Origin of the sequence: Brevibacterium sp. FAM 24630 (genome assembly GCF_049804075.1) — a bacterium.
Taxonomy (GTDB): Bacteria; Actinomycetota; Actinomycetes; order Actinomycetales; family Brevibacteriaceae; genus Brevibacterium.
In genome coordinates this window covers 199,241-224,893 of sequence record NZ_JBNBZD010000001.1, presented here as the reverse complement: position 1 = coordinate 224,893, position 25,653 = coordinate 199,241, and the positions used below count along the sequence as shown (strand labels likewise).

Here is a 25,653-nt window from a genome sequence, read left to right as displayed (position 1 = left end):
CCCCCAGGCTCACCGGGACGGAGCATGATCGACCTTCCGGGATTCCCTGCGTCGGTGGACGAACCATGAGATGGTGACGACGAGTCCGAGGAAGATGAAGGGTATGAGCGTAAAGATGTCCGAACCGTCGAACCCCGCCCGCCAGGACCAGGGCAGCAGGGGGTGTCCGAGCCTCCCTTCGGCGATGATCAGTCCGCAGACGAGGGGAATGAAGACGAGCCCGAACGCCAAGCCCGACAGCGACGTCTTCTCGACTTCCTTACCAGGCGGAACGCTCAGATCGACACCGCGTTTGCGTGCGTAGCGCTGTGTCGCTCTGCGGGGGAGTTCGAACAGCGTGCCGACGAGCACGAGGATGCCGGCCCACCACAGGCCCGAGGCGATGAACACCAGACAGATGACGCAGGCGATCCACTGGGCCACCGTATAGCCGCGGGCGATGGCATCAGTGATGATCTGACGTTCACGATCGTCGACATCGGCATCCATGCGTCCTCCTCGTCGCGTCGACTTCCTGTCAATGTGCAATATACATTGCTGAAACAGGAGAATCGATCACACCAGCGAGTCCTTCCAGGCCCGATGCAGCTGCGCGAACTTGCCCGTTCCGGCGATGAGGTCGGCCGGGGTTCCGTCTTCGATGATCCGTCCGGCATCCATGACGAGCACGCGGTCGGCGATCTCGACGGTCGAGAGGCGGTGGGCGATGATGATCGCGGTCCGGCCCTCGAGCACGGTGGCCAGAGCGTTCTGCACCAGCCTCTCCGAGGGGATGTCGAGATGGGCGGTCGCCTCGTCGAGGACGACGACATCCGGGTCGGCGAGGAAGACTCGGGCGAAGGACACGAGCTGACGCTGACCCGAACTCAGCCGGCCGCCGCGCTTCTTGACATCCGTGGCATAGCCTTCGGGCAGGCGGCGGATGAACCCGTCCAGTCCCACCGCCTTCGCTGCGGCGATGACCTCATCATCACCGGCTTCGGGGTTGCCGATCCTGATGTTGTCGGCGATGGTGCCGGCGAAGAGGAAGGACTCCTGGGTGACCATGACGACGTGTGATCGCAGCTGCGCGTCATCGAGGTCGCGCAGGTCCACCTCGTCGATGGTGATTCGGCCCTCGGTGGGATCGTAGAACCGGGTGACGAGCTTGACCAGGGTCGACTTGCCCGCCCCTGTGGCGCCGACGAGGGCGACGATCTGGCCCGCCGGAATGCGCAGATCGAAGCGGGGCAGCACATCGGGCCCGTCGCCGTAGGAGAATCGCACATGAGTGAGATCGACCGAGCGGCCGCTGGCCTGGCCGCTGTCCTGCGCGGGCAGTGAGTGGGGCTGGGAGGGTGGGATCACTTCGGGGTCGGTGTCGAGTACGGCCGCGATCTTCTCCAGCGCCGCGGAGGCGGACTGATAGAGGTTGAACGCCTGCACGAGTTCGTCGAGCGGGCCGTAGAACCGTCGCAGATAGAGGATGAACGCGGCGAGCACACCGATCTGGGTCCACCCTTCGATGACGAGCCAGGCACCGACGACGATGATCACGGTCTGGGTGACGTTGCCGATCAGCCGGGTCCACCCGGCGAACCAGGCCACCCCGCGCAGGGCATCGGTGTTGGCATCGCGGTAGCGCGAATCCTGATCGCTCAGCGTCCCACGTCGTTCGGGCTGGCGCCGATAGGCCTGGACCGCGCGGATGCCGCCCATCGTCTCGACGAAGTGGACGATGACCTTGGCGATCGAGGTCCGGGTGCGCCGATAGGCGTTGCGCTGGGTCGAATGTGCGGCCTTCGTGATGAAGAACAGCGGGATGAACCCGGCGAAGACGACGATGGCCAGCGGGATGTCGAGGACGATGAGGGTGACGGCGATGAAGATCATCTGCAGCAGCGCCAGGGCCGTATCGAAGAGCGAATAGGACAGGAACTGCTGCACGGATTCCATGTCCGAGGTCTGGCGGGAGACGAGGCGCCCCGAGGTCGACTTCTCGTGATAGCCCAGGTCGAGTCGCTGCACGTGGGTGAAGACCCTCTCCCGCAGGGTGAAGAGGATCTTCTGCGCGGTGATCCCGACGAGGCGGGTGGAGGTGAAGGCGAGCACCGCCGAAGCCACGGCCGAGGCGATGAACAGGGAGACCGCCGTGATGAGCGGCCCGGTGTCGCCGTCGACGGCGCGGGGGATGCCCTGGTCGAGGGCATCGGCGATGAAGACCGGCCCGATGACGAGCATGAGCGCGGTGAGGACGACGATGAGGGCGAGGAAGATCGCCATCGCCAGGTGCGGCCGGACCAGGGACTTGAGCAGGGCGCGAGCCTTCGCGGCGATGTCCGGCGGCAGTTCGTCGACTTCGTCGTCGCGATCGAGGCGGGGAATGCTCATCGGCGGCCTCCTTCCCAGCTGTGTGCGTCTGTCGTATGTGCTTCGGCCTTCGCGCTCGCTCCCATCAGCTCCCGGTAGAGAGGTGATGATTCGAGCAGCTGCTCGTGGGTGCCCAGGGCCGCGATCCTGCCTTCGTCGAGCACGGCGACGACATCGGCCAAGGCCGCGGTCGAGGGACGGTGGGCGATGATGAGCGTCGTCGAATCGGGCAGGATCTCGCGCAGGGCCCTCTGCACCCGGTCCTCGGTGTCGACGTCGACGGCCGAGAGCGGATCGTCGAGGACGAGGATGCGGGGACGACCGATGACCGCACGCGCCAGCGCCAAGCGCTGCCGCTGACCGCCGGACAGGGACAGGCCCTGTTCACCGACCCGAGTGCCCAGGCCCTCGGGCAGTCGGGAGACGAAGTCCTTCGCCGAGGCGATCTCCAGAGCCGTCCAGATCTCGTCCTCGTCCGAGCCGGGAGCCCCCATCTCCACGTTCTCGGCCACCGAGGCCGAGAACAGGATCGGATCCTCGAAGGACACCGACACGAGATGACGGAGCTCATTGACCGGCATGTCCCGGATGTCGACCCCGTCGATGCGCACCGCGCCGGCGGTGACGTCCTGGAGTCGGGGAACCAGCGAAGCCAGCGTCGTCTTGCCCGAACCGGTGGCGCCGACAAGTGCCAGCGTCTGTCCCGGTTCGATGCGCAGATCGAGGCCGTGCAGAGTGAGACGGTCGGTGTCGGCGAAGTGGAAGTCGACGGAATCGAATTCGAGCGCTCCGCGATAGGATCCGACATCGGGATCGTCGTCGACGCTGCCGTCGGTGTCGGTGATGTCATGCCGGATGTCGATGACCTCCCAGTACCGTGTCGCCGCGGTCAGCGACATGAGCGCATCGGCAAGCAGGAAGCCGAGCATCTCGATCGGCATCCGCAGCACCATCGAGATGGTCACACCGGCGACGACGGTGCCGATGGTCGTCCAGCCCTGGACGACGCCCCAGGTGCCCACGCCGACGATGGCGGCCTGCGCCAGGGTCGGCAGAAGCAGCAGGACGCTCCAGAACCAGGAGTCGAGTTTGGCCTTGCGGATCTCGAGACCTTTGAACTTCTGCGACACGAGGGAGAACCGTTCGGCGGCCCAGGGGGAGCGGCCGAAGGATTTGAGGATGCGGATGCCCTGGATGGACTCCTCGACCTCTGTCGTGATCTCACCGATCGTGTCCTGAGACCGCCGCGAGGTCTCCCGGTACCTGCGTTCGAAGATCGACACCGACACGATCGTCGGCACGGCCATCGCGATCATGATGAGGCCGAAGACCGGCTGCAGGATCGAGAGCATGACAGTGCCGACGAGGATGACGATCGGCGTCGACAGGAGGAAGGGCAGCCCGAACGCGAAGAAGCGGCGCATCTGCGAGAGGTCGTTGACCGCGCGGGAGAGGAGCTGACCCGATTCCCAGGAGTCGTGGATCGCCACCGAGGTGTACTGCAGGCGATCGAAGAGACGGGAGCGCCACATGATCTCCCAGCCCGAGACCACGGGCGCGACGATCATCCGACGGGCCCACATGCCCACCGCCTCGGCGACGCCGATGGCCAGGACTCCGAGCACGGGCAGCCACAGGGCCGACAGATCACGGTGCGCGATCGGTCCGTCGATGATGTAGCCGGTGATCATCGGCACGACGAGTTGGATGCCGTTGGCCAGGAGAGTGAGGACGAGCACGAGGATGTACACGCCGATGCGGGAGCGGAGATCGGGCCAGAAGCGGAGGAGGGGGCGCACGAGTATCAAGCCTAGTCGCAGACTGTGAGGTATTCCACGTTTGCGGCAGCGCCGGTTCCCTTTTCACTCCGCGCTGAACGCGGGGCTGAGCGCGCCCGGAAGGGCAGAGGTCCTGCGCACTGTCTCACCTGCCAACCGGAACGCGTCTCATTGGGCAAGACAAAAGATTGCGAGGTTTGACACCCCCACTGGGCGAGGTGAACTATTGAGGCATGACTCACCTTCTTGTCGTCGTTATTCATCAGCGCGCGGATCTTCCGTAGCCTGTCAAGACGACACGTTCCGCGCGCCCCTACCGAAACCGGAGGGGCTTTTTTCATGTGGAGACGAGAAGGACACCTAGGAAGGATAGGAATCGATGGCAGCCAAGCCCTCGACCGCGAAGCCCACGGGGAATCCCCCCGCGGCCACGCCGGTCACCGCCACACCGTCCAGCATTCGTCGCAACACCGGACCGGAGGTCCTCACCGGTGCGCAGGCGATCGTCCGCAGCCTCGAGAAGCTTGAGGTCGAGACGGTGTTCGGGCTTCCCGGCGGAACCATCCTTCCCACCTATGACCCGCTGTTCGAGACCGACAAGATCCGCCACATCCTCGTCCGCCACGAGCAGGGCGCCGGCCATGCGGCTGAAGGGTATGCGGCCGCGTCGGGCAAGCTCGGCGTGTGCATCGCGACCTCGGGCCCGGGTGCGACGAACCTCATCACGGCGCTCGCCGATGCGCATATGGACTCCGTGCCGATGCTCGCGATCACCGGTCAGCAGGCTTCGAGCCTGCTCGGCACCGACGCCTTCCAGGAGGCCGACATCGTCGGAATGACGATGCCGGTGACCAAGCACAGCTTCCTCGTCACCAAGGCCGAGGACATTCCGACTGCGCTGCTCAACGCTCATCACATCGCCACCACCGGCCGGCCCGGCCCCGTCCTCGTCGACATCACGAAGGACGCGCAGACGGGCACCGCACCGTTCGTGTGGCCCGATGAGCCCGTGCTGCCCGGCTACCGTCCGATCCTCAAACCGCACGCCAAGCAGATCCGCGAGGCCGTACGGCTGATCTCCGAAGCCCAGCGTCCGGTGTTCTACATCGGCGGCGGAGTCATCCGCTCGGAAGCGGAGAAGGAGCTGCTGCGCCTGGCCGAGGCGACGAACATTCCCGTGGTCACCACGCTCATGGCCCGCGGCGCCTTCCCCGACTCGCACCAGTTGCACCTGGGCATGCCCGGAATGCACGGCAGCGTGCCTGCGGTGACCGCATTCCAGAAGGCCGATCTGCTCATCGCCATCGGCGCCCGCTTCGACGACCGGGTGACCGGTAAGCTCGACTCCTTCGCTCCGGAGGCGCAGGTCATCCACGCCGATATCGACCCGGCCGAGATCGGGAAGAACCGTGACGTCGACGTCGCGATCGTCGGGGACGCCCGCGAGGTGCTCGCCGAGATGCTCTCGGAGATGCGCAGCAAGTTCCCCAAGGCGCTCGAACGTCAGCGCGAACCCTGGTGGCGTTTCCTCAATCGTCTCAAGCAGACCTATCCGCTCGGCTACGAGCGTCACGGTGAACTGTGCGATCCGCAGTACGTCATCTCGCGGATCTCTGCGCTCACCGGCCCCGAGGCGGTCTATGCCGCAGGCGTGGGCCAGCACCAGATGTGGGCGGCGCAGTTCGTCGAGTTCGAACGCCCGAAGTCCTGGCTGAACTCCGGCGGACTCGGCACCATGGGCTACTCCGTGCCCGCGGCCATGGGCGCGAAGGTCGCCCAGCCCGACCGAGTTGTGTGGGCCATCGACGGCGACGGATGCTTCCAGATGACGAATCAGGAGCTCGCGACCTGCGCGCTCAACAACATCCCGATCAAGGTCGCGATCATCAACAACTCCTCGCTGGGGATGGTCCGCCAGTGGCAGACCCTGTTCTACGACGGCCGATACTCGAACACCGATCTCAACACCGGGCATGAGACGATCCGGATCCCCGATTTCGCCAAGCTCGCCGAGTCCTACGGCTGCGAGGCGCTGCGCGTCGACCGCAACGAGGATGTCGATGCGGCGATCGAGAAGGCTCTGTCGATCAACGACCGGCCCGTCGTCCTCGACTTCACGGTTCCGGCGGATGCGATGGTGTGGCCGATGGTCGCGGCCGGTGTGTCGAACGACGAGATCGAATACGCCCGCGGCATCCGCCCGGAATTCGACGGTGAGGGCGAAGAGGAGGCCGAAGCGGCCATCGCCGAGGCCGGGGAGCAGGAAGACGGCACGGTGCGTTCCGTGGCTCAGATCGAAGGAGGCCTGGAATGAACAACCGGCACACACTCTCAGTCCTGGTCGAGAACAAGCCGGGTGTGCTCACCCGGTTCACCGGACTCATCGCCCGGCGCGGCTTCAACATCCACAGCCTCGCCGTCGGTGTGACCGAGCGCGACGAACTCTCCCGCATCACCGTCGTCGTCGACGTCAACGATGTGCCGCTGGAGCAGGTGACCAAGCAGCTGAACAAGCTCGTCAACGTCATCAAGATCGTCGAACTCGAGCCCGAGACCTCGGTGCGGCGGGCCCATGTGATCTACAAGGTCAAGGCCAACGCCGCGACCCGCCCGCAGGTCGCCTCGGCGGTCGAGATGTTCCGCGCGAAGATCGTCGATGTCGGTCCGGAGTCGGTCAGCGTCGAAGCCACCGGTGAGCTCGGCAAGGTCGAGGCGCTGCGTGAGGTCCTCGAGCCCTTCGGGATCAAGGAGATCGTGCAGTCGGGCACCGTGGCGATCGGACGCGGGGCGAAGTCGATCACCGACCGCGCCCTGCGCGGCTGACCGACCGCGCACCCCGTCCGGGCCCGCCCGGGCGGCCGCCTCGGTGAGGTATTCGCGTTCCATTTGGTGGAACGTCCGTCATCTCAATAAATGAACATCAGTACCGAACTGTGAAACAATGGGGACATCACCCCGTAATCCTAAGGAGCTAGAACTATGGCAGCAGAACGCTTTTACGATGATGATGCCGACCTGTCCGTCATCCAGGGCAAGAAGGTCGCCGTCATCGGGTACGGCAGCCAGGGCCACGCGCACTCGCTGAGCCTGCGCGACTCGGGCGCCGAGGTCCGCATCGGCCTCAAGGAGGGCTCGGCCAGCCGCGACAAGGCCGCTGCCGAAGGCCTCGAGGTCGGCACCCCCGCCGAGGTGGCCGCATGGGCCGATGTAATCACCATCGCCGCACCCGACCAGGTGCAGGCCGAGATCTACAACAGCGAGATCAAGGATCAGCTGGCTCCCGGCAAGACGCTCGTGTTCATCCACGGCTTCAACATCCGCTACGACTACATCCAGGCTCCCGAGGGTGTCGACGTCATCATGGTCGCCCCGAAGGGCCCCGGCCACGTCGTGCGTCGTGAGTTCGTCGACGGACGCGGTGTGCCCGTCCTCGTCGCCGTTGAGGTCGACGCTTCCGGCAAGGCCTGGGACACCGTCCTGTCCTACGCCAAGGCCATCGGCGGCCTGCGCGCCGGCGGCATCAAGACGACCTTCACCGAGGAGACCGAGACCGACCTGTTCGGTGAGCAGACCGTGCTCTGCGGCGGAGTCTCGCACCTCGTGCAGTACGGCTTCGAGACCCTGACCGAGGCCGGCTACCAGCCCGAGATCGCCTACTTCGAGGTCCTCCACGAGCTCAAGCTCATCGTCGACCTGATGGTCGAGGGCGGCATCGCCAAGCAGCGCTGGTCCTGCTCCGACACCGCTGAGTACGGTGACTACGTCTCCGGCCCGCGGGTCATCACCCCCGAGGTGAAGGAGAACATGAAGGGCGTCCTCGACGACATCCAGAACGGCAAGTTCGCCGAGCGCTTCATGAACGACCAGAAGAACGGTGCACCGGAGTTCAACGAGCTGCGTGCGAAGGAAGAGCAGCACCCGATCGAGTCCACCGGTCGCGAGCTGCGCAAGATGTTCGCATGGCTCAAGGACAGCGACGACGACTACACCGAGGGCACTGCCGCTCGCTGAGTCCCCTCGCCGAGGCGGCGGTGCTTGAGCACCGCCGGATGAGGTGAGAGAAGCCCCGAACACCGACAGGTGTCCGGGGCTTCGTCGTGTGCCGGCGCAGGTGCGGAGACGAGTTGCCGGGTCATGGTGTGCCCGATGGATCCGCCTCGCCGAGGTGGCGAGCTGTTCGACGGTTCTCTGCTCAGGTTCTGCCGTTTCTCACGCCTTCGGCGGCACGGGGAGGTGATCTCGATTACTGTGGAGGGGTGACGAACTACAGATTCGAAGACTTCAAACCGACCATCGACGAGTCCACCGGCGAGCCCGATGAGCGCACGAAAGGCTATTTCGCGTCGACGAGCGTGGGCTTCCACGACCCGCGGTCGACCGATGCGGCCCTGCTCAATCGGGTCAAGCGGGCGATCGCCGATGGGCGCAACCTCACGGCCGTCTACGCTGATCAGGAGTTCGCCCATGGGCTCGACTCCGCGATCCCGGTGGCGACGTTCGCGTGGTTCGAGAAGCTCGTCAACGTCGGCGGGGGACGCCTCGTGCCCGGCCACCTCATCACGTGGATCACGGTGCGCCCAACCCATCGGCGGCGCGGACTGCTCCGCACGCTGATGACCACCGACCTCGCCGAGGCGAAGGCCAACGGCTATCCGTTCGCCGCGCTGACGGCGACCGAGGGCGGAATCTACTCCCGATTCGGCTTCGGTGTGGCCACGTGGTCGCATTCGATCGAGGTCGACACCTCGCCCGGGTTCAAGATGGTCCGCGAACCCGACCGGCGGGTGGAGATGTGCCTGCCCAGTGAGCTGCGGGAGCTGGCTCCGAAGATCTACGGCGAATTCATGCGGAGCTCGCCCGGAGCCATGGAGCGCCAGCAGACCTACATCGAGCGCGCCACCGGTGCGCTCAATGTCGAGACCGGGGAAGAGGACCGCGGAGTCCGCGCGGCACTGCACTTCGATGAGCAGGGCGAGCCCGACGGCTATGTCTCCTACAAGTTCGCCGGTTGGTCGAAGACCCCGCCGACCGTCGACATCATCGATTTCGTGGCCGTCACCGATGCCGCGTACGCCTCCCTGTGGTCATTCCTCGCCGCGATCGACCTTTCGACGCGGGTGACCTTCGCCGAGTCCGCCGAATACTCTCCGCTGCCGTGGCTGCTCACCGATTCGCGACGCGTGAAGACCGTAGCGACCGAAGACAACATCTGGATCCGCATCCTCGACGTCAAGGCCGCATTGGAGGCCCGACCCTGGTACGTGCCCGGGACCCTGACGATCGATGTCGACGATTCGCTCGACCTGACCGGGGGACGGTTCACCATCACTTCGGACGGGCAGAGCGCCGAGGTGACACCCGCCTCGGATTCGACGCCTGCAGACCTCGGGCTGGGCATCGCCGAGCTCGGCTCCCTGTACTTCGGCGGGGCCGATCCGGTCATCCTCTCCCGCGCTGGGCGCCTCGATGAGAAGACTCCGGGGGCTGCCGTGCTCGCCAGCGCGATGTTCAGCCTCGGTCGGGCACCGTATTCGCCGAACGGTTTCTGAGGGCCCGGTCTGTTGAGCGATTTTCCCAGAATCTGAGACCTTGTGAGCGCATTCGCGAAGTCTCATAAGATGGACACGTCCCGGATGCACCACCAGGAGGAAATCAGTGCCCAAACCCGTCGTGCTCATCGCCGAAGAACTGTCGCCGGCCACCATCGAAGCTCTCGGAGGAGACTTCGATATCCGCCACACCGAGGGTGCTGACCGTTCCCAGCTCCTTCCCGCCATCGCCGATGCCGATGCGATCCTCGTCCGCTCGGCCACGCAGGTCGATGCCGAAGCGATCGCGGCGGCGAAGAATCTCAAGGTCATCGCCCGCGCCGGCGTCGGACTCGACAATGTCGATGTCCCGGCTGCCACCTCGGCGGGTGTCATGGTCGTCAACGCACCGACGTCGAACATCGTCTCGGCTGCCGAATTGACCATGGCCCACATCCTGGGATCCGCACGCTACTTCGGCGCCGGCAACACCTCACTCAAGGCGGGGGAGTGGAACCGGAAGAAGTACACCGGCGTCGAGCTCTACGAGAAGACGCTGGGCATCGTCGGACTCGGTCGCATCGGCGGACTCGTCGCCGAGCGCGCGAAGTCGTTCGGCATGCGTCTCGTCGGCTACGACCCCTACATCACGCAGGCCCGTGCCGCGCAGATGGGCGTCGAGGTCGTCGACCTGCCCGGCCTGCTCGCCGTGTCCGACTTCGTCACCGTGCACATGCCCAAGACACCTGAGACGATCGGCATGATCAGCACCGAGGAGCTCAAGGCCGCGAAGCCCGGTGCCCGGTTCATCAACGTCGCCCGCGGCGGCATCATCGACGAGGAGGCACTCGCCTCGGCGATCGCGGCCGGTGAGGTCGGCGGTGCCGGCATCGACGTGTGGAACACCGAGCCGCCGGAGCATTCGGCACTCATGGAGCTCGACTCCGTCAACGTCACCCCGCATCTGGGTGCCTCGACGCATGAAGCACAGGAGAAGGCCGGAGTGGCCGTCGCGAAGTCCGTGCGCAAGGCCCTGGCCGGCGAGCTCGTGCCCGATGCGGTCAACGTCGCCGGCGGTGCCATCCACGAGGATGTGCGCCCGGGCATCCCGCTGGCTGAGCGTCTCGGCCGGGTCGTCAATGCGCTGGCCGACTCCTCGGTCACGCACTTCAAGGTCGAGGTCAACGGTGAGATCGCGGACAAGGACGTCTCCGTCCTCAAGCTCTCCGCTCTCAAGGGCCTGTTCAAGGACGTCGTGTCCGACCAGGTCTCCTACGTCAATGCACCGCTGCTGGCCGAGGAGCGCGGAATCGGCGTCGAGCTCGTTACCGATCCCTACTGCGAGTCGTTCCGCAATATCACTCGACTCACGGCGACGACGAGCACAGGACAGCGGATCTCCGTGGCGGGCACCGTGACCGGACCGAAACTCGTGCAGAAGCTCACCGAGGTCGACGGCTACTCGCTCGAGATCGAGCTGACCGACAACCTGCTGATCTTCCGCTATGAGGATCGGCCGGGCATCATCGGTCAGCTGGGTCTGGCGCTCGGGGCCAACAGCGTCAACATCGCCGGTATGCAGGTCTCGCCCGCGTCGACGAGCAATGAGGCGCTGTCTGTGCTCGCAGTCGACTCGGTCGTCTCCGACGAGGTCGTCAAGGCCGTCGCCGGGGCCGTGAATGCATCGACGTTCACCGCGGTGTCGCTGCAGGAGGACTGACTCACCGAAGCGTCCGTATCAGGGCCCGTTCATCCCGCCAGCCACAGAGCGAAGCGGGGTGAGCGGGTCCTTCGTCTCAGCAGAGTCCAGAACTCATCGGCGAGTACGGCAACGGCGATGCCGATGAGTGCTCCGGCGAGAGTATCGGTGAGCCAGTGGACCTGGAGAGCGGTGCGTGACCACATCATCGTCAGGATCCAGACGCCCGCGGCGATGAACGACCAATGGAAGCGCAGCCTCGGTGCCGGAGCCCTCATCTGCTGTTCGTGAGCACGGTCGGCATCCGCGCATTGTGCGTGTGCGCGTCGCGCTTCCCTGCGCTGTTCGTGAGCACGGGAGGCGATGATCGCCAGGCTCATCGCCAGGGCGGCGGCTCCCATCGAGTGCCCCGAAGGGTAGGAGAATCCGAGGGACTCGTAGAGCTGATCGCTCGGGCGCAGTCGCGTGACGATGGCTTTGAGGATCTCCGAGGTGGCGATGCCGGCGAGCATCGTTGTGGCCAGGAAGGCAGCGGATCTCCACCGTCGAAGCAGAGCGAAGAGTGCTGTGAGCAGCCCGGTGCAGATGACGACACCGGTGCCGCCGCCGACTTCAGCGAGGACGACGGCGACCCAGTACGGGACGGAGCCGTGGTCGAGGCCGACGAATCCGAGCCAGGACTGATCGACCGGAGTGGGGCCGATGTGGTCGAGGCGCAGCCACAAGCCGAAGGCGATGACGAGCAGGACGGCCGGCAGCGTCGACCACAGCAGCCAGCTGGGCTGCCTGCTCAAGCGTTCCAGAGGCCGTAGGTGTCGGCCAGCGAAGCGATCTTCTTCGCGCGGGCCAGGCGCGGGAGGTAGGAGCCGTCGGTGATCTCGGATCCGCCCTCCGCGGCTTCGAGCATCTGCCGGGCCCAGTCACGTTCGTCCTCGCTCGGGCTCATCGCCTCGTTGAGGGTGTTGACCTGGTCGATGCTGAGCACGAGTTTGCCGGTCATGCCCATCATGTGGGTGATCTCGGCGTCGGACCAGACCTTCTCGGCATCGGCATCGGCGGCCGACGGGCCGTCGATGGGGCCGGGCAGGCCACCCATACGGGAGGCGATGGTCAGGCGCGATCGTGCGTAGGCCAGGGCCATGGGATCACCGGAGAAGCCGGTGTCCTTGCGGAAGTCATTGGTGCCGAACGCGAGCCGGAAAGTGCCGGGCGCCTCGGCGATTCGGGTGGCGTTCTCGACTCCGCGTGCGGATTCGAGGAGCGCGAGCACGGGCAGGCCTGCCTTTGCGCGCATCGCAGTGTAGGACACCTGCTCGGGGCGTTCGGTCTCCGGCAGCATCACTCCGCGCAGGCCGGGGAGCATCGCGATCGCGGCGAGGTCGTCATCCCAGAACTCGGATTCCATCTTGTTGATGCGCACCCAGGCGGACATTCCGTTCTCGAGGGCGCGTACGACATTGTCGCGGGCGTCGAGCTTCTTGTCTTCGGCGACGGAAGCCTCGAGGTCGAAGATGACGGAATCCGCTTCCGAGGTCTGCGCGGGAGTGAAGCTCTCCTCTTTGGCAGCGTTGACGAGCAGCCAGGACCGGGAGAGCTTGGCGGGCAGAGCTGCGGCACGGGCATTGCGGATGGTTTCGGTCAATGATCGACTTTCTCTCGGGGCTGGGAACTGGCGGCCCCCACGGGGTTTGGGGTGCTATGTCCATCTTCGTCGCTGCCGGCGCAGATGTGTAGCCGACAGCAGGGATTGAGACGTGAATTTGTTCATGGTGGCACACGGGGGTCGGGCGCGAACGTCGCTGCACCCCCGCGCCATTGCGTCGGCGCAGACGACTGTCCACATTATAGGACAGGGGAGTTGAATGGTGAGATGAAGTCTTATTCTGTGAGCATGAAGTTCTCAATCGCAGTCATGCCCGGAGATGGAATCGGCAACGAGGTCGTCCCCGAAGGCCTCAAAGTCCTCCAGCGTGCCATCGAAGTCGCGGGAGAGCCCGTCGAGCTCGAGCTCACCGACTACACGGTCGGCGCGCAGCGCTGGCATGAGACGGGTGAGACGCTCACCGATGAGGAGCTCGAGTCGCTGCGGGACCATGACGCCATCTTCTTCGGCGCCTGCGGAGATCCGTCCGTGCCCTCGGGCGTGCTCGAGCGCGGAGTCATCCTCAAGATGCGCTTCGGGCTCGGCCATGCGGTGAATCTGCGTCCCTCGAAGCTGTTCGCCGGGGTGACCAGCCCGCTGGCGGCGCCCGGGAAGATCGATTTCGTCGTCGTCCGCGAGGGAACCGAAGGCTCCTATACGGGTTCGGGCGGCTCCGTGCGCACCGATACCCCGCAGGAGGTCGCGACCGAGGTCTCGGTCAACACCTGGTACGGAGTCGAGCGCGCCGTCCGCGACGCCTTCGCTCGCGCGCAGGCCCGGAACAAGAAGCTCACGTACGTCCACAAGCACAATGTCATGGTCCACGCCGGACACCTGTGGCGCCGCGTCGTCGAGAAGGTCGGGCAGGAGTACCCCGAGGTGGCCGTCAACTACGAGCACACGGATGCCTGCACGATCTACATGGTCACGGACCCGAGCCGTTACGACGTCATCGTCACCGACAACCTCTTCGGCGACATCCTCACCGACCTCGCCGCCGCAGTCACCGGCGGAATCGGGTTGGCCGCCTCGGGCAACCTCAACGTCGAAGGCACCGCGCCAAGCCTCTTCGAGCCCATCCACGGATCGGCACCGGATATCGCCGGACAGCAGATCGCGGACCCGACGGCATCGATCCTCTCTGGTGCACTCATGGCCTCTCACCTCGGGCTCGAGACCGTAGCGAAGTCGATCGAGGTCGCCGTCGAAGCCGACCTCGCCGATCGCGACGGAACGAAGCGCTCCACCACCGAGGTGGGGGACGCGATCGCGGCACGGCTCGGCTGAGCCCTCACCACGTCGTCGGCGACGGTCGGCACGTGACTTCACGGTTGCCTCGGCGAAGGCGTGCGTCTGACTTCACGGCCACCTGGGCAAGGGCGGGAGTGTGACTTCACAACCACCTCGGCGAAGTGGCGATCATCCCGACCGCGGGACGAAGCGGACATCACCCCGGCGCGACTCGTGCCGGGGTGATGGACTACCCTGACAGTGTCACTCATCACAATGAGAAGAGAGCTCCCATGACTGATTTCACCGTTCTTAAGAATCTCCAGCCGCAACCCGAGCTGGTCCGCGAGAACATCAAGAAGGATCCCGGTTTCGGCCAGTACTTCACCGACCATATGGCGCACATCCGATACACGGTCGATGACGGTTGGCAGGGGCACGAGGTCAAGCCCTACGGTCCGCTCGTCCTCGACCCGGCGGCCGCTGTGCTGCACTACGCTCAGGAGATCTTCGAAGGGCTCAAGGCCTACCGTCATGCTGACGGCTCGGTCTGGACCTTCCGTCCCGAGCGCAACGCCGCGCGCATCAACAAGTCAGCCGAGCGTCTCGCTCTGCCGCAGCTGAGCGAAGAGGACTTCGTCAACTCGCTCAAGACCCTCGTCGCCCAGGATCAGGTCTGGGTTCCGACGCCGGAGTCGGACGCCGACGAGTCGAGCCTGTACCTGCGTCCCTTCATGATCGCGACGGAGCGGTTCCTCGGCGTGCGGGCCAGCCACGAAGTCGACTACTACGTCATCGCGTCCCCTGCCGGACCGTACTTCTCCGGCGGCATCAAGCCCGTGTCGATCTGGCTCTCTCCCAAGCTCAAGCGCGCCGGAGCCGGCGGCACCGGTTTCGCCAAGTGCGGCGGCAACTACGCCTCTTCTCTGGTCGCGACCAACGAGGCGGCGGCCAACGGCTGCCAGCAGGTGCTGTTCACCGATTCGGTGGAGAATAAGTACATCGACGAGCTCGGTGGAATGAACCTCATGCTCGTGACGAAGAGCGGCAAGCTGCTCACTCCGGAACTGAGCGACTCGATCCTCGACGGCGTCACCCGTCGTTCGCTGCTCGAGCTGGCACCGCAGCTCGGGCTCGAGCCCGAAGAGCGCCAGATCTCCGTCGAGGAATGGCGCGAGGGTGCGGCCAGCGGTGAGATCGTCGAAGCTTTCGCGTGCGGCACCGCCGCGGTCATCACACCGATCGCCAAGCTCGTCAGTGAAGACTTCACCATCGACCACGGCGAAGCCGCTGGCGAGAAGACCATGGAGCTGCGCAAGACGCTGCTCGGAATCCAGTACGGTCGCCTCGAAGACAAGAACAACTGGCTCGTGCGCCTGGCCTGAGGCTGGGGCTGACCGGGACTGACGGGGCGGGGACGGCCTCGGGGCTGATGGCTCGGGGACTGCCTCGGGGTTGTTGGCTCGGGGTTGACGGGCCCCGGCTCGGCTGGCGGGCCGGACGCTGCGGTGATCGCAGCGTCCGGCCTTTCTGCGTTCGTGCGGATGTTACTTGTTGCTGAGGCGGCGCGTACGTTCCGTGCCTGCACATGGACTGTTTTACTCAATTGTGCGTAAATTGAGGTACTGTGTCTTCGTGCACACGACAACCTCGGCGTCGACACCGACCGCCTCCGAAGTCATCGCCCAGCTCCCCTGGAAATGGCGCACTCAGGGTGCCATCTTCATCATCGGTGGGCTCGGTTTCATGTTCGACGCGTGGGACGTCGCCCTCAACGGGTTCCTCATCCCGCTGCTCAGCGACTACTGGAGCCTGAGCGTCGGCGAGGCCGCGTGGATCGCCACAGCGAACCTCATCGGGATGGCGCTGGGCGCATTCATCTGGGGCGGCATCGCCGATGTCATCGGCCGGAAGAAGGCATTCACTCTCACGCTCCTCGTCTTCTCGATCTTCACGGTCGCCGGGGCCTTCGCTCCAGCCTACGGGTGGTTCATCCTCTTCCGATTCCTTGCGGGATTCGGACTCGGCGGATGCATCCCCGTCGACTATGCGCTGGTCGGAGAGTTCACTCCCAGTCGTCATCGTGGACGCGTGCTCACTGCCATGGACGGCTGGTGGCCGATCGGTGCATCTCTGTGTGCTTTCGTGTCTGCCTATCTGCTCGACTTCGGCGACTGGCGACTGATCATGCTCGTCATGATCGTCCCGGCGCTGCTCACCGTCGCTGTCCGGTTCGGAATCCCCGAATCACCCCTCTATCTCGCTTCGGTCGGCCGCTACCGGGAAGCCGACGCAGTCATCACCCGGCTTGTCGAGCGCACCGGCGCCGATGTCCGTGAATGGACGCACGATGCGCCGAGTGCTGTTGGCACGGACGGCGACGTCCAGCCTGTTCCGGACGATGAAACCGCCCAGCACTCAGACTCCTCAGCAGGGCCCGCGGACCCGGCGGACTCAGCGGACCCAGCGGGCCTACCCAGCCCAGCAGGCTCAGCAAGCTCAGCGGGCTCGAGCGTGAACCGGCAGCTGCGTGCTGCCAGCGGTCAGCTCGTGCAGCTCTGGCAGCACTCGGCCAAGACGACTCTCGTCTCCTGGTCGCTGTTCGTCTCTGTTCTCCTTGTCTACTACGCGGCACTGACATGGCTGCCCGGAATCCTCAAGAAGCAGGGTTTGGCCGACCAGGCGGCCTTCCTCGTGACGGGGTCGATGACTGCGGTCGGCATCCTCGGCGTGGTCGTCTCGGCCCTCATCGTCGAGCGATTCGGACGCAAGGCTGTGCTGGGTGTGTCTTCGATCCTCGCCGCTGTGCTCCTCGTCGGGGCAGCGGTGTTCATCGAAGCCTCCGGTGCCGAACTCACCTTCACTGCGAAAGCGACGATCATCGGATTCGGGTTCGTCATCCAGATCGCGATCCCGACCCTCTACACCTATGTCTCCGAGCTCTACCCGACGCGTCTGCGCGGCTCTGGATTCGGGTGGGCTTCAGCGGCATCACGATTGGCGACGGGCATTGCGCCGATCGTCTTCGGCGCGTTCATGTGGCCGGTGCTCGGACTCACGCTGACGTTCATCCTCACCGGTGCCCTCGTCGTCGCAGCGGTCGTGCTCATGAGCTTCCTCGCTCGAGAGACCACCGGCGAAGAACTGAGCTGAGCCAGTCTACTGCGCTGAGCCAGTCAATCGACGGGTCGGGAATCCGCCTGGCGGCTGCCTGGGTCGAAGGCGGCCGTCAGCCGATTTGCAGGCTTGTGACCTGGGGATACGTGCACGGGAAAAGTCGTGTCAGTGCCTCCGTATAGTGTGTGAGGCATGGAGGCAGCGCAGGTTCCAGACGTACTCACCGAGATCCGTCGGTGGCGCACCCGCCTGTCCGAATTGCCCCCGGCAACGACCGAGGAAGAGGCCATCGACCGGATCACGGCGTTGGAGGAACTGACCGCAGCGGGCGCGGCCGCGCAGGCGCGGGAGACCCTGACATTCGACATGCTCCGCCGAAACCGGGAAGCCGAAGACGGAGTCGCCAGCAAGAAGCAGGGACTCGGAGTCGGGGCCGAGGTCGGCCTGGCGAGGAAAGTCTCCCGCTACCGTGGCGACGGGCTCCTGAAGTTCTCGCGCACGCTTCTCATGGACCTGCCCCACACCTATGCGGCGATGAAGGGCGGCGACATCTCGGAGGAGAAGGCCCGCGTCGTCGCGAAGGAATCCGACTGGCTGCCGCGCGAAAAGAAGCACGAACTCGATGAACGTATGGCCGAGCGCCTCCCCGAGGTGGGAGTCAGACGACTCGGCAACGAGGTGCGAGCGCTGGCACAGAAACTCGACCAAAAAGCTGCGGTCGACCACCTCGAACGCTGCGTCGAAGAGCGCGCGGTGACCGTGCGCCCGGCACCAGGGAACATGGCCTACCTGACGGCACTGCTGCCGATGCCGCAGGCAGTTGCCGCCTACACCAACCTGCAGAAGTCGGCACAGAGCCTCATCGCCACCGGCGAGGCCGACGGACGGACACAGAGCCAGATCACCGCTGACCTGCTGGTTGAGCGGCTGACCGGGCAGGAGACGACCGCCGCCGTGCCCACAGAAATCCACCTCATCATGCAGGCGAGCAGTCTGTTCGGGCCGGGAGACGAGCCTGCTTGGTTCCCCGGAGCCGGCCCGATCCCCGCGCAGTCGGCCCGGGACTTCGTGGTCGAAAACGACGCCGCCATGTTCATTCGACGGCTCTACACCCGTCCGGAGGACGGCCAGCTGGTGCGGATGGACTCGCGGCGCAGGGAATTCTCGGGCCTGCTTCGGCGCATGGTTACCTTCCGTGACGACGTCTGCCGCTCACCCTGGTGCGAGGCGCCCATCAAACATGCCGATCACGCGGATTCGTTCGCCTCCGGCGGCGAAACCGACTGGGACAACTCGTCCGGTCTCTGCGCGGCCTGCAACTATGCGAAAGAACTCACGGGATGGCGCCACAAGGCGACCCCAGATGCTCTTGAGGTGATCACTCCGACTGGTCACCATTACCGCACCCGGACCAAACCGATCAGCGGCCCCGATCCGGGGCTGGTTCACGGCGAGGTCGTGGCAGAGACGACTGCGCCGCCGGACAACAGGACCGCAGCGTCACCGCCGGACAACAGGACCGCAGCGTCACTGCCGGAAGCCGACACATCGATTCAGGTGCTGCTCCCATGGCTGGCCAAACGACGAAGAGGCCAGCCGTCGACCGTCGATGTCGGCGGCACCGCCATCGGAATCGACATCTTCGACGCCGACGATGAAACGCTGAGCCCCATCGAGGAACTGCTCCTCACCGGAATCCAGGCGCACGCAGGATTCCGGTGAGACGGGGCGGCGGCCTGGCCCTCGGTCTGAGTCACGATTGGACGGTCGGCGTGAAACAGAGGCTGGTCATTCGAGCTGAAGCAACGGGTGGACGTTCGGCCCGAAGAACGGCCGGTCATTGGACTTGAAACGGCAGATGGTCACCGGAAGTTCAACCGATCGTTGTGGCACTGCACTAGGGTGATGGCCATGAACGACGGCAATGGACAACCGGTGTCCGGCGAACAGTCCGTCGCTCCCATGATCGAAGTCGTGTGGGGACGCCTGTCGGGGCTGGGCCCGGGGTGGCAGGGCGTGCCCTCAGGTCCGGGCGTGTCCGGCGTGCTTCCTCCACGGGGAGAGGTCGAAGCGATCTACGGTGCTGCAGCCGCGGAACCACCGCTCAGCGAAGATCCCAAATACGCCACGCTGTTCGCCGACGTCTACGATGTATCGGTCCGCAGAGGACAAGTGGTGATGGCGCTGGCCCGATCCCAGACCGACGGACGTTTGAGCGCTTTCGCCTACGGGCATTACTGGAACTGGGAAGAACAGAAGTATCCGTGGGCATTCGAACTGCAGAGCAGCCTCGGCGAACGCTGCACCGAACTCGAATCGACGTTCGCACTCAACCTGCTCGCACGGGACCCGCGACGCCGCGATCAGGGGATCGGCCGACGGACTCTCGAAGCGTGGCTGAACGCCGTCGCCGGATACGGGTGCTGGCTGCAGACCGACGACATCGACAGCCCGGCCCGCCGTCTCTACGAGAGCCTTGGGTTCACCGAGCTCGGGCACGGCCCCGAAGCGCCCAACGGGCACCCCGGCCTGGTGATGTTCCGGCCGGCACCGAGCTGACAGCCCTCGGCAGCGTCGCGGACCGGCGAAGTGTCCACGTCAGCCGTGATCACTAGGATGGGGACATGCGTGAAGATGACCCCACCACAGCGACAGCCCCGACGACGAGTGCTGAAACGCCTGAAGACGAAAACCTCTGGCTCGAAGACATCTACGGTGACGAGCAGATCGCCTGGGTCAAAGAACAGAACGCGAAAACGCTTGAGCGTTTCCACGACCCTCTCTTCGACTCGATCGCCGGTGATCTGCGCACCGCCCTGGACTCCGACGACCGCATTCCGATGGTCACCAAACGCGGCGACCACTTCTTCAACTTCTGGCGAGACAAGAAGAACCCGAAAGGTGTGTGGCGACGCACCACCTGGGACAGCTACCGCACCGCGGAGCCGGACTGGGACGTGCTTCTCGACGTCGACGAACTGGCCGCCCGGGAAGACACATCCTGGGTCTGGTCCGGTGCCATGGTCCGCCGCAGCGACCACCGCCGCGCCCTCATCCTCCTGTCTCCGGACGGGGGCGACTCGCACAGGGTCCGCGAATTCGACCTCGACGACCGAACCTTCGTCGACGGAGGATTCGACATTCCCGCCGCGAAGACTCGACTGGCCTGGCTCGATGACGACACCGTGCTCGTCGCCACCGAAACCGACGCCGACTCGCTGACGACTTCGTCCTACCCCCGCCAAGCTCGAGTGCTCAAACGCGGACAGGCCGTATCCGAGGCCCCGATCATCGCCGAGGTGCCTCGCGACCACGTCGCCATCTTCGTCGGCAGCGACGTGCGACCAGGAGCGGAGACGACGGACCGAGCCGTCATCGTCGATGCCATCGACTTCTTCAACTCGCAGCTGAGCTTCCTCGACCTCGACGACATCCGCGTCGCCGGTGACACCGCAGATACCGACAGCACGCTCACCACCGACCCCGCGGAGTGGACCGAAGCACTCACCGCGGTCGACGTGCCCACCGATGTCGAGGTCGGTTTCGAACGCGACCTCGTCCTCTTCCGCCCCCAGTCGAACTGGAACGCCGCCACCACCGAGGTGCCCGCCGGCGGACTCGCCGTCGCCGACATCAGCGCGGTCAAGCAGGGCGAAGTCACTCCGCGTGTGATCTTCACCCCCGATGCCCACACTTCGCTCCAGTCGTTCACCTTCACCCGCGACTACCTCGTCCTCGAGCTGCTGGCCGATGTGCAGTCGAAACTCACCGTGTTCGACCTCGGCAACGACTTCGCCGAGTCCACCCTGCCCGGCGTCCCCGCCAACCACATGGTCGGCCTCAGCGCCGTCGACAAGTTCGACCCCGCCACAGCCAACGACTATTGGATGGTCAGCACCGGATTCCTCACGCCTTCGACCCTGTCCTACGGAACGCTGGGTGAGACTCCCGCAACCTCGACCTCGGAGGACGGTGCCACCCGCACGCCCATCGCCGAGGTGATCAAAACGGCACCGGCGCTGTTCCCGACCGAGGGGCTCAGCGTCGAGCAGCACTTCGCCACCAGCGCCGACGGAACGACGATCCCGTACTTCCAGATCGCGGCTTCAGACCTCGAACTCGACGGGAACAACCCCACACTCCTCGACGGCTACGGAGGCTTCGAAGTCAGCCGGACACCCGGATACTCTCCGGTCGTGGGCATCGGCTGGCTCGGCCGACAGACCCGCACCGATTCGCTCGGTCGCCGAGGCGTCTACGTGCTGGCGAACATCCGCGGGGGAGGCGAATACGGACCCGAATGGCACACCTCGGCGATGCGGGAGAACCGCATGCGCTGCTATGAGGACCACTCCGCCGTGGCCCGTGACCTCATCGACCGCGGAGTGACGAGCCCGCGCCGCCTGGGCTGCGCGGGCGGATCCAATGGCGGACTGCTGGTGGGAAACATGCTCACCCAGTACCCGGATCTCTTCGGCGCCGTGTCCTGCGGTGTACCCCTGCTGGATATGCGGCGATACACGAAGCTCAGCGCAGGATATTCGTGGAAGGCCGAATACGGCGACCCGGACGTGGCTGAGGATTGGGAGTTCATCAAGAGCTTCTCGCCCTACCACCTCATCGAAGACAACCGTGACTACCCACCGGTCCTGTTCTGGACCGCCACGTCCGACGACCGAGTCGGACCGGTCCAGGCCCGGAAGATGGCGGCCCGAATGCAGGCGGCAGGAATCGATGACGTGTGGTTCTTCGAGGACACCGAAGGCGGCCACTCGGCGGCGTCGGACAATGAGCAGACAGCGTTCACCAGAGCATTGAGCTACCGCTTCCTGTGGAACGCCCTGACAGGGGAGTAGGTTGGAGAGATGACGAACGAGACACAGCACTTCCACGGCGAATACAAGGTCATCGGCGGCAAACTCGTCGTCGCCGATGTGGTGACCGACGGCAAGACCATCACCGAGGTGAAGATCTCCGGCGATTTCTTCCTCGAACCCGAAGAAGCCTACTTCGACCTCGCCCCGGCACTCGTCGGCGCCAGCGTCAGCGCCGATAATGCGGCACTGCGCGGCCGCCTCGACGAGGCGCTCGCCGGCTACGGTTCGGAGCTGGCGATGCACGGGTTCTCCACCGCCGATATCGCCACGGTCGTGCGCCGGGCCCTCGGCTCGGCCGCGAACTTCACCGACTTCGACTGGCAGGTCATCCGCGGTGAAGTGCTGCCGACCCAGCTCAACGTCGCTCTCGACCAGGTGCTGCTCGAAGAGGTCGCTGCCGGCCGCCGCAAGCCGACCCTGCGGTTCTGGGAATGGGAGGACACCGCGACCGTCATCGGTGCCTTCCAGTCCTACGTCAACGAGCTGCGGCCCGAAGGGGCGGAGAAGCACGAAGTGCAGGTTGTCCGTCGGATCTCCGGCGGAGGTGCCATGTTCATGGAGGGCGGGAACTGCATCACCTACTCGATGTTCGTCCCGCCCGCCCTCGTCGCCGGCCTCGACTTCGAGGAGTCCTACGTCTTCCTCGACCAATGGGTGCTCGCTGCGCTGAAGACTCTCGGCGTCGAAGCCTTCTACAAGCCGATCAACGACATCTCCTCGACCGGCGGCAAGATCGGCGGCGCCGCGCAGAAGCGCATGCGCGACGGCACCCTGCTCCACCACGCCACGATGAGCTACGACATCGATGCCGACAAGATGGTCGAAGTCCTGCGCATCGGCGAGGCGAAGATCTCCGACAAGGGCGTAGCGAGTGCGAAGAAGCGCGTCGATCCGCTGCGCAGCCAGACCGGTGAGGCACGCAAGGACATCATCGACGTCATGGCTGACACCTTCGCGACCCGGTACGGGGCCACCTACGGCACCTACACCGAGGCGGAGCTGCAGCGAGCGCAGGAGCTCGTCGACGAGAAGTTCGGCACCGAAAAGTGGACGCACCGAGTCCCGTGAGGCCGAGCAGGCGATCCTGGACGAGCAGATGACCGTGGCCGGCGAGGCGACCGCAGGCCAGTCGACCGTGGCTGGCGAGGCGACCGCAGGCGAGCCGAACCTCGCCGATCGCCCGACATTCCGCGGCACGATCGTCGCCCTCGGCGGAGGCGGGTTCTCCATGTCGGAGACAGGGGAGTCGGCCATCGATGACGCACTCCTGCGGATGGCTCAGGCTGCAGGTGTCGGAGACCGACGCGCCGACGATCCACGACCGCATGTGTGCTTCGTCCCCACGGCGTCGGGCGACAGCAGCGACTACATCGAACGCTTCGAAGCCGCGTTCGCCGGGAGGGCGCACACCCACGTGCTCTCCCTGTTCGGCCAGAGTCCCTGGGACTACCGAGCCCCGGACATGCTCGGCGACATGGACCTCGTCTATGTCGGCGGCGGTTCGACGGCGAACCTCCTCAGCCTGTGGCGTCGGCACGGAGTCGATGAGGCGATGGCACTAGCCGCCGACGGCGGGACGATCCTCGCCGGGATCAGCGCGGGAGCGAACTGCTGGTTCGCCGCCTCCTCGACCGACTCATTCGGTCCTTTGGCCCCGCTCGATGACGGGCTCGGCTTCCTCCCGGGAAGCGCCTGCCCTCACTTCCACGGCGAACCCGGACGGGAGGAATCCTTCATCCGCTGGATCGAACAGGGCCGACTTCCCAGCCCCGGGATCGCCATCGACGATCACGCCGCGGTCGTGTTCGAAGACGGCAGAGCCACCTCGGTGCTGGTTGAAGCTCCGGAGGCGAAAGCCTACAGCGTCGATGAACACGGCGGGATCCGAATCCTCGACGAACACGGACAGGTCGCGGCCGTCGCTGAGCACGAGCGAACCGAGGAGAACTTCGGGACGGACGAATGACCGCATCGGCCCCGGTGGTCTGTAGGATTGGGAGTCAACCACATCCCCTTCACGAGGAGAGCCATGCGCCAGGTCGAACCGTCCGTTGAACTGCTCGCCAAGCCCAGCATCGATTGGGAAGCGATGCGGACCTACCTCGACGAAGTCGGCGGCACGTCCTGGGCGGATCGGGTCGAGGACGCGGAATCTCCCGACGCCGAGGATCTCCTCGAGTTCTCCGGTCGTATGTGCTACCGCTCGTGGGAGCCGGGGCTGAACCCGAACGTCTCTCGCGTGCGCACCGATTCCGCGCAGTACATCGGCAATGTCGTGAGGTCCCAGCACGGTTCCGTGCTCGAACACGCGAACTTCTCCTTCGTCCTCCACAACGTCTCCCGGGTGCTCACCCACGAGCTCATCCGCCACCGCGCGGGCTCCGCATTCTCACAGGAATCCCTGCGCTATGTGCGCCTGTCCGACATCCCGTTCTGGTTCCCCGAATGGGCCCGTGAAGATCCCGAACTCATGGAACGCAGCCTCAAGGTCCTCGACACGCTCGAAGAGCACCAGAAGTGGATGGCCGAGCACTTCGAACTCGATGAGTCGAGCACGAAGTTCTCCCACAAGAAGCACATGACTTCGTTCATGCGCCGCTTCGCCCCGGAGGGCCTGGCCACCGGCATCGTCTACACCGCGAACCTGCGCTCCCTGCGCCACGTCATCGAGATGCGCACCGCCAAGGGCGCCGAAGAGGAGATCCGCCTCGTGTTCAACAAGATCGGTGAGGTGATGCGGGAAGAGGCCCCCGCAGTCTTCGCCGACTACGAGGTCGTCGACGGGGAATGGATCCCCGGCACACGCAAGGCCTGAACCAGAGACCAGGAGGAACCGTCATGGCCGATATCTACGCAGCCCAGCTCAATCCCGGCAAGCTCGAGGTCGTCACCGACTGGGTTGCCGCGCAGAAGTGGGCGAGCGAACTCGACCTCGCGGCGAACCCGCTGGAACAGGTCACGTCCTACCGCTTCGATGACCCCGCCGGCGAGGTCGGGCTCGAGGTCCACATCGTCCGCAGCGGTGACCGGCACCTCCAGGTTCCGCTGAGCTACCGCGGGGAACCGCTGAAGGGTGCCGATGAGCATCTGGTCGCGACCATGGAGCACTCGGTGCTCGGGAAACGCTGGGTGTACGCGGGCATGGGCGATCCCGTGTTCCGCCAGCGCCTCGACGACGCCATCGCGACAGCCGGAACCTCGGCCAAGCAGTACCGCGTGGACGAAGCCGGCAACCGCGGAGACGAGATCACCGAGGTGGCCCATGCCTTCGGGACGGGACCGCTGCCCGGCGCCGGCGACGTTGAGATGCTCTACCAGCTCAACCTCGATTCGCCCGGCGAAGGCTCGGAAGGCGGCCTGCTGCTGGGACGTTGGGCCGGTCAGGAAAACTCGGTCGTCCTCGCCGTCATGGCCTGAGACTCCGAGGCACCGA

The 25,653-nt window shown here is 65.4% G+C and carries 20 protein-coding genes; 15 read left to right on the top strand and 5 right to left on the bottom strand.

Annotation, left to right across the window (positions count from 1 at the left end):
* Positions 1-9: 9 nt before the first annotated feature.
* The 3 genes from ACPUD7_RS01005 to ACPUD7_RS00995 all read right to left on the bottom strand — a co-directional run bounded on the left by ACPUD7_RS01005 (position 10) and on the right by ACPUD7_RS00995 (position 4,148).
* On the bottom strand, positions 10-489 hold the full coding sequence (locus ACPUD7_RS01005) for a hypothetical protein (protein ID WP_135539567.1): 480 nt from the start codon (positions 487-489) through the stop codon (positions 10-12).
* Positions 490-555: 66 nt separating this feature from the next.
* Entirely contained in the window at positions 556-2,370 is a 1,815-nt protein-coding gene (locus ACPUD7_RS01000) for an ABC transporter ATP-binding protein (protein WP_135539565.1), read from the bottom strand.
* Positions 2,367-4,148, bottom strand: a complete 1,782-nt coding sequence (locus ACPUD7_RS00995; RefSeq protein ID WP_346763085.1) for an ABC transporter ATP-binding protein — start codon at positions 4,146-4,148, stop codon at positions 2,367-2,369. Before ACPUD7_RS00995 ends, ACPUD7_RS01000 begins: the two co-directional genes overlap by 4 nt.
* 358 nt (positions 4,149-4,506) lie before the next feature.
* On the opposite strand from ACPUD7_RS00995, the gene ACPUD7_RS00990 reads away from it, so the two are divergent.
* From ACPUD7_RS00990 to serA, 5 genes are all read left to right on the top strand, one after another.
* On the top strand, positions 4,507-6,441 hold the full coding sequence (locus ACPUD7_RS00990) for an acetolactate synthase large subunit (protein ID WP_135539564.1): 1,935 nt from the start codon (positions 4,507-4,509) through the stop codon (positions 6,439-6,441).
* Positions 6,438-6,950 (top strand): acetolactate synthase small subunit, encoded by a 513-nt coding sequence (gene ilvN, locus ACPUD7_RS00985; RefSeq protein WP_135539562.1) that lies wholly within the window; start codon positions 6,438-6,440, stop codon positions 6,948-6,950. Before ACPUD7_RS00990 ends, ilvN begins: the two co-directional genes overlap by 4 nt.
* A 156-nt stretch (positions 6,951-7,106) precedes the next feature.
* The gene (gene ilvC, locus ACPUD7_RS00980; protein WP_135539560.1) at positions 7,107-8,138 is read left to right on the top strand and encodes a ketol-acid reductoisomerase; all 1,032 of its coding nucleotides are present in this window, start codon (positions 7,107-7,109) and stop codon (positions 8,136-8,138) included.
* 245 nt (positions 8,139-8,383) lie between these two features.
* A complete protein-coding gene (locus ACPUD7_RS00975) occupies positions 8,384-9,676 on the top strand; it encodes a GNAT family N-acetyltransferase (protein WP_135539558.1) in 1,293 nt (430 codons plus the stop codon).
* 106 nt (positions 9,677-9,782) lie between these two features.
* Entirely contained in the window at positions 9,783-11,375 is a 1,593-nt protein-coding gene (gene serA, locus ACPUD7_RS00970; protein WP_135539556.1) for a phosphoglycerate dehydrogenase, read from the top strand.
* A gap of 29 nt (positions 11,376-11,404) precedes the next feature.
* On the opposite strand, the gene ACPUD7_RS00965 is transcribed toward serA, so the two are convergent.
* Together ACPUD7_RS00965 and ACPUD7_RS00960 are read right to left on the bottom strand one after the other, a co-directional pair.
* Positions 11,405-12,148 (bottom strand): phosphatase PAP2 family protein, encoded by a 744-nt coding sequence (locus ACPUD7_RS00965; RefSeq protein ID WP_135539554.1) that lies wholly within the window; start codon positions 12,146-12,148, stop codon positions 11,405-11,407.
* A complete protein-coding gene (locus tag ACPUD7_RS00960; RefSeq protein WP_135539552.1) occupies positions 12,145-12,996 on the bottom strand; it encodes an HpcH/HpaI aldolase/citrate lyase family protein in 852 nt (283 codons plus the stop codon). Before ACPUD7_RS00960 ends, ACPUD7_RS00965 begins: the two co-directional genes overlap by 4 nt.
* 249 nt (positions 12,997-13,245) lie before the next feature.
* Here ACPUD7_RS00960 and ACPUD7_RS00955 point away from each other — a divergent pair, with 249 nt between their 5' ends.
* The 10 genes from ACPUD7_RS00955 to ACPUD7_RS00910 all read left to right on the top strand — a co-directional run bounded on the left by ACPUD7_RS00955 (position 13,246) and on the right by ACPUD7_RS00910 (position 25,637).
* On the top strand, positions 13,246-14,283 hold the full coding sequence (locus ACPUD7_RS00955) for a 3-isopropylmalate dehydrogenase (RefSeq protein ID WP_135539550.1): 1,038 nt from the start codon (positions 13,246-13,248) through the stop codon (positions 14,281-14,283).
* 236 nt (positions 14,284-14,519) lie between these two features.
* Positions 14,520-15,611 carry a branched-chain amino acid aminotransferase gene (locus tag ACPUD7_RS00950; protein WP_135539548.1) on the top strand — a complete coding sequence of 364 codons (1,092 nt, stop codon included), beginning with the start codon at positions 14,520-14,522 and terminating at the stop codon, positions 15,609-15,611.
* Between the two features lie 250 nt (positions 15,612-15,861).
* Complete coding sequence (locus ACPUD7_RS00945) at positions 15,862-17,379, top strand: MFS transporter (RefSeq protein WP_135539546.1); 1,518 nt, start codon at positions 15,862-15,864, stop codon at positions 17,377-17,379.
* Between the two features lie 156 nt (positions 17,380-17,535).
* The gene (locus ACPUD7_RS00940) at positions 17,536-19,065 is read left to right on the top strand and encodes an HNH endonuclease (RefSeq protein ID WP_135539544.1); all 1,530 of its coding nucleotides are present in this window, start codon (positions 17,536-17,538) and stop codon (positions 19,063-19,065) included.
* Between the two features lie 189 nt (positions 19,066-19,254).
* Entirely contained in the window at positions 19,255-19,902 is a 648-nt protein-coding gene (locus ACPUD7_RS00935) for a GNAT family N-acetyltransferase (RefSeq protein ID WP_135539693.1), read from the top strand.
* A gap of 65 nt (positions 19,903-19,967) precedes the next feature.
* A complete protein-coding gene (locus tag ACPUD7_RS00930) occupies positions 19,968-22,199 on the top strand; it encodes a prolyl oligopeptidase family serine peptidase (protein WP_135539542.1) in 2,232 nt (743 codons plus the stop codon).
* 9 nt (positions 22,200-22,208) lie between these two features.
* On the top strand, positions 22,209-23,288 hold the full coding sequence (locus ACPUD7_RS00925) for a lipoate--protein ligase family protein (RefSeq protein ID WP_135539540.1): 1,080 nt from the start codon (positions 22,209-22,211) through the stop codon (positions 23,286-23,288).
* Between the two features lie 28 nt (positions 23,289-23,316).
* Entirely contained in the window at positions 23,317-24,186 is an 870-nt protein-coding gene (locus tag ACPUD7_RS00920) for a peptidase E (RefSeq protein ID WP_135539538.1), read from the top strand.
* Between the two features lie 63 nt (positions 24,187-24,249).
* The gene (thyX, locus tag ACPUD7_RS00915; protein ID WP_135539536.1) at positions 24,250-25,035 is read left to right on the top strand and encodes an FAD-dependent thymidylate synthase; all 786 of its coding nucleotides are present in this window, start codon (positions 24,250-24,252) and stop codon (positions 25,033-25,035) included.
* A 23-nt stretch (positions 25,036-25,058) separates the two neighbouring features.
* Entirely contained in the window at positions 25,059-25,637 is a 579-nt protein-coding gene (locus ACPUD7_RS00910) for a CG0192-related protein (RefSeq protein WP_135539535.1), read from the top strand.
* Positions 25,638-25,653: the final 16 nt, after the last annotated feature.

What these genes read in the sequence shown, in the direction of transcription:
- ACPUD7_RS01005 (WP_135539567.1), bottom strand. Translation starts at nt 489, where the DNA reads ATGGATGCCGATGTCGACGATCGTGAACGTCAGATCATCACTGATGCC.
- ACPUD7_RS01000 (WP_135539565.1), bottom strand. Translation starts at nt 2,370, where the DNA reads ATGAGCATTCCCCGCCTCGATCGCGACGACGAAGTCGACGAACTGCCG.
- ACPUD7_RS00990 (WP_135539564.1), top strand. Translation starts at nt 4,507, where the DNA reads ATGGCAGCCAAGCCCTCGACCGCGAAGCCCACGGGGAATCCCCCCGCG.
- ilvN (WP_135539562.1), top strand. Translation starts at nt 6,438, where the DNA reads ATGAACAACCGGCACACACTCTCAGTCCTGGTCGAGAACAAGCCGGGT.
- ilvC (WP_135539560.1), top strand. Translation starts at nt 7,107, where the DNA reads ATGGCAGCAGAACGCTTTTACGATGATGATGCCGACCTGTCCGTCATC.
- ACPUD7_RS00955 (WP_135539550.1), top strand. Translation starts at nt 13,246, where the DNA reads ATGAAGTTCTCAATCGCAGTCATGCCCGGAGATGGAATCGGCAACGAG.
- ACPUD7_RS00950 (WP_135539548.1), top strand. Translation starts at nt 14,520, where the DNA reads ATGACTGATTTCACCGTTCTTAAGAATCTCCAGCCGCAACCCGAGCTG.
- ACPUD7_RS00940 (WP_135539544.1), top strand. Translation starts at nt 17,536, where the DNA reads ATGGAGGCAGCGCAGGTTCCAGACGTACTCACCGAGATCCGTCGGTGG.
- ACPUD7_RS00935 (WP_135539693.1), top strand. Translation starts at nt 19,255, where the DNA reads ATGAACGACGGCAATGGACAACCGGTGTCCGGCGAACAGTCCGTCGCT.
- ACPUD7_RS00930 (WP_135539542.1), top strand. Translation starts at nt 19,968, where the DNA reads ATGCGTGAAGATGACCCCACCACAGCGACAGCCCCGACGACGAGTGCT.
- ACPUD7_RS00925 (WP_135539540.1), top strand. Translation starts at nt 22,209, where the DNA reads ATGACGAACGAGACACAGCACTTCCACGGCGAATACAAGGTCATCGGC.
- ACPUD7_RS00920 (WP_135539538.1), top strand. Translation starts at nt 23,317, where the DNA reads ATGACCGTGGCCGGCGAGGCGACCGCAGGCCAGTCGACCGTGGCTGGC.
- thyX (WP_135539536.1), top strand. Translation starts at nt 24,250, where the DNA reads ATGCGCCAGGTCGAACCGTCCGTTGAACTGCTCGCCAAGCCCAGCATC.
- ACPUD7_RS00910 (WP_135539535.1), top strand. Translation starts at nt 25,059, where the DNA reads ATGGCCGATATCTACGCAGCCCAGCTCAATCCCGGCAAGCTCGAGGTC.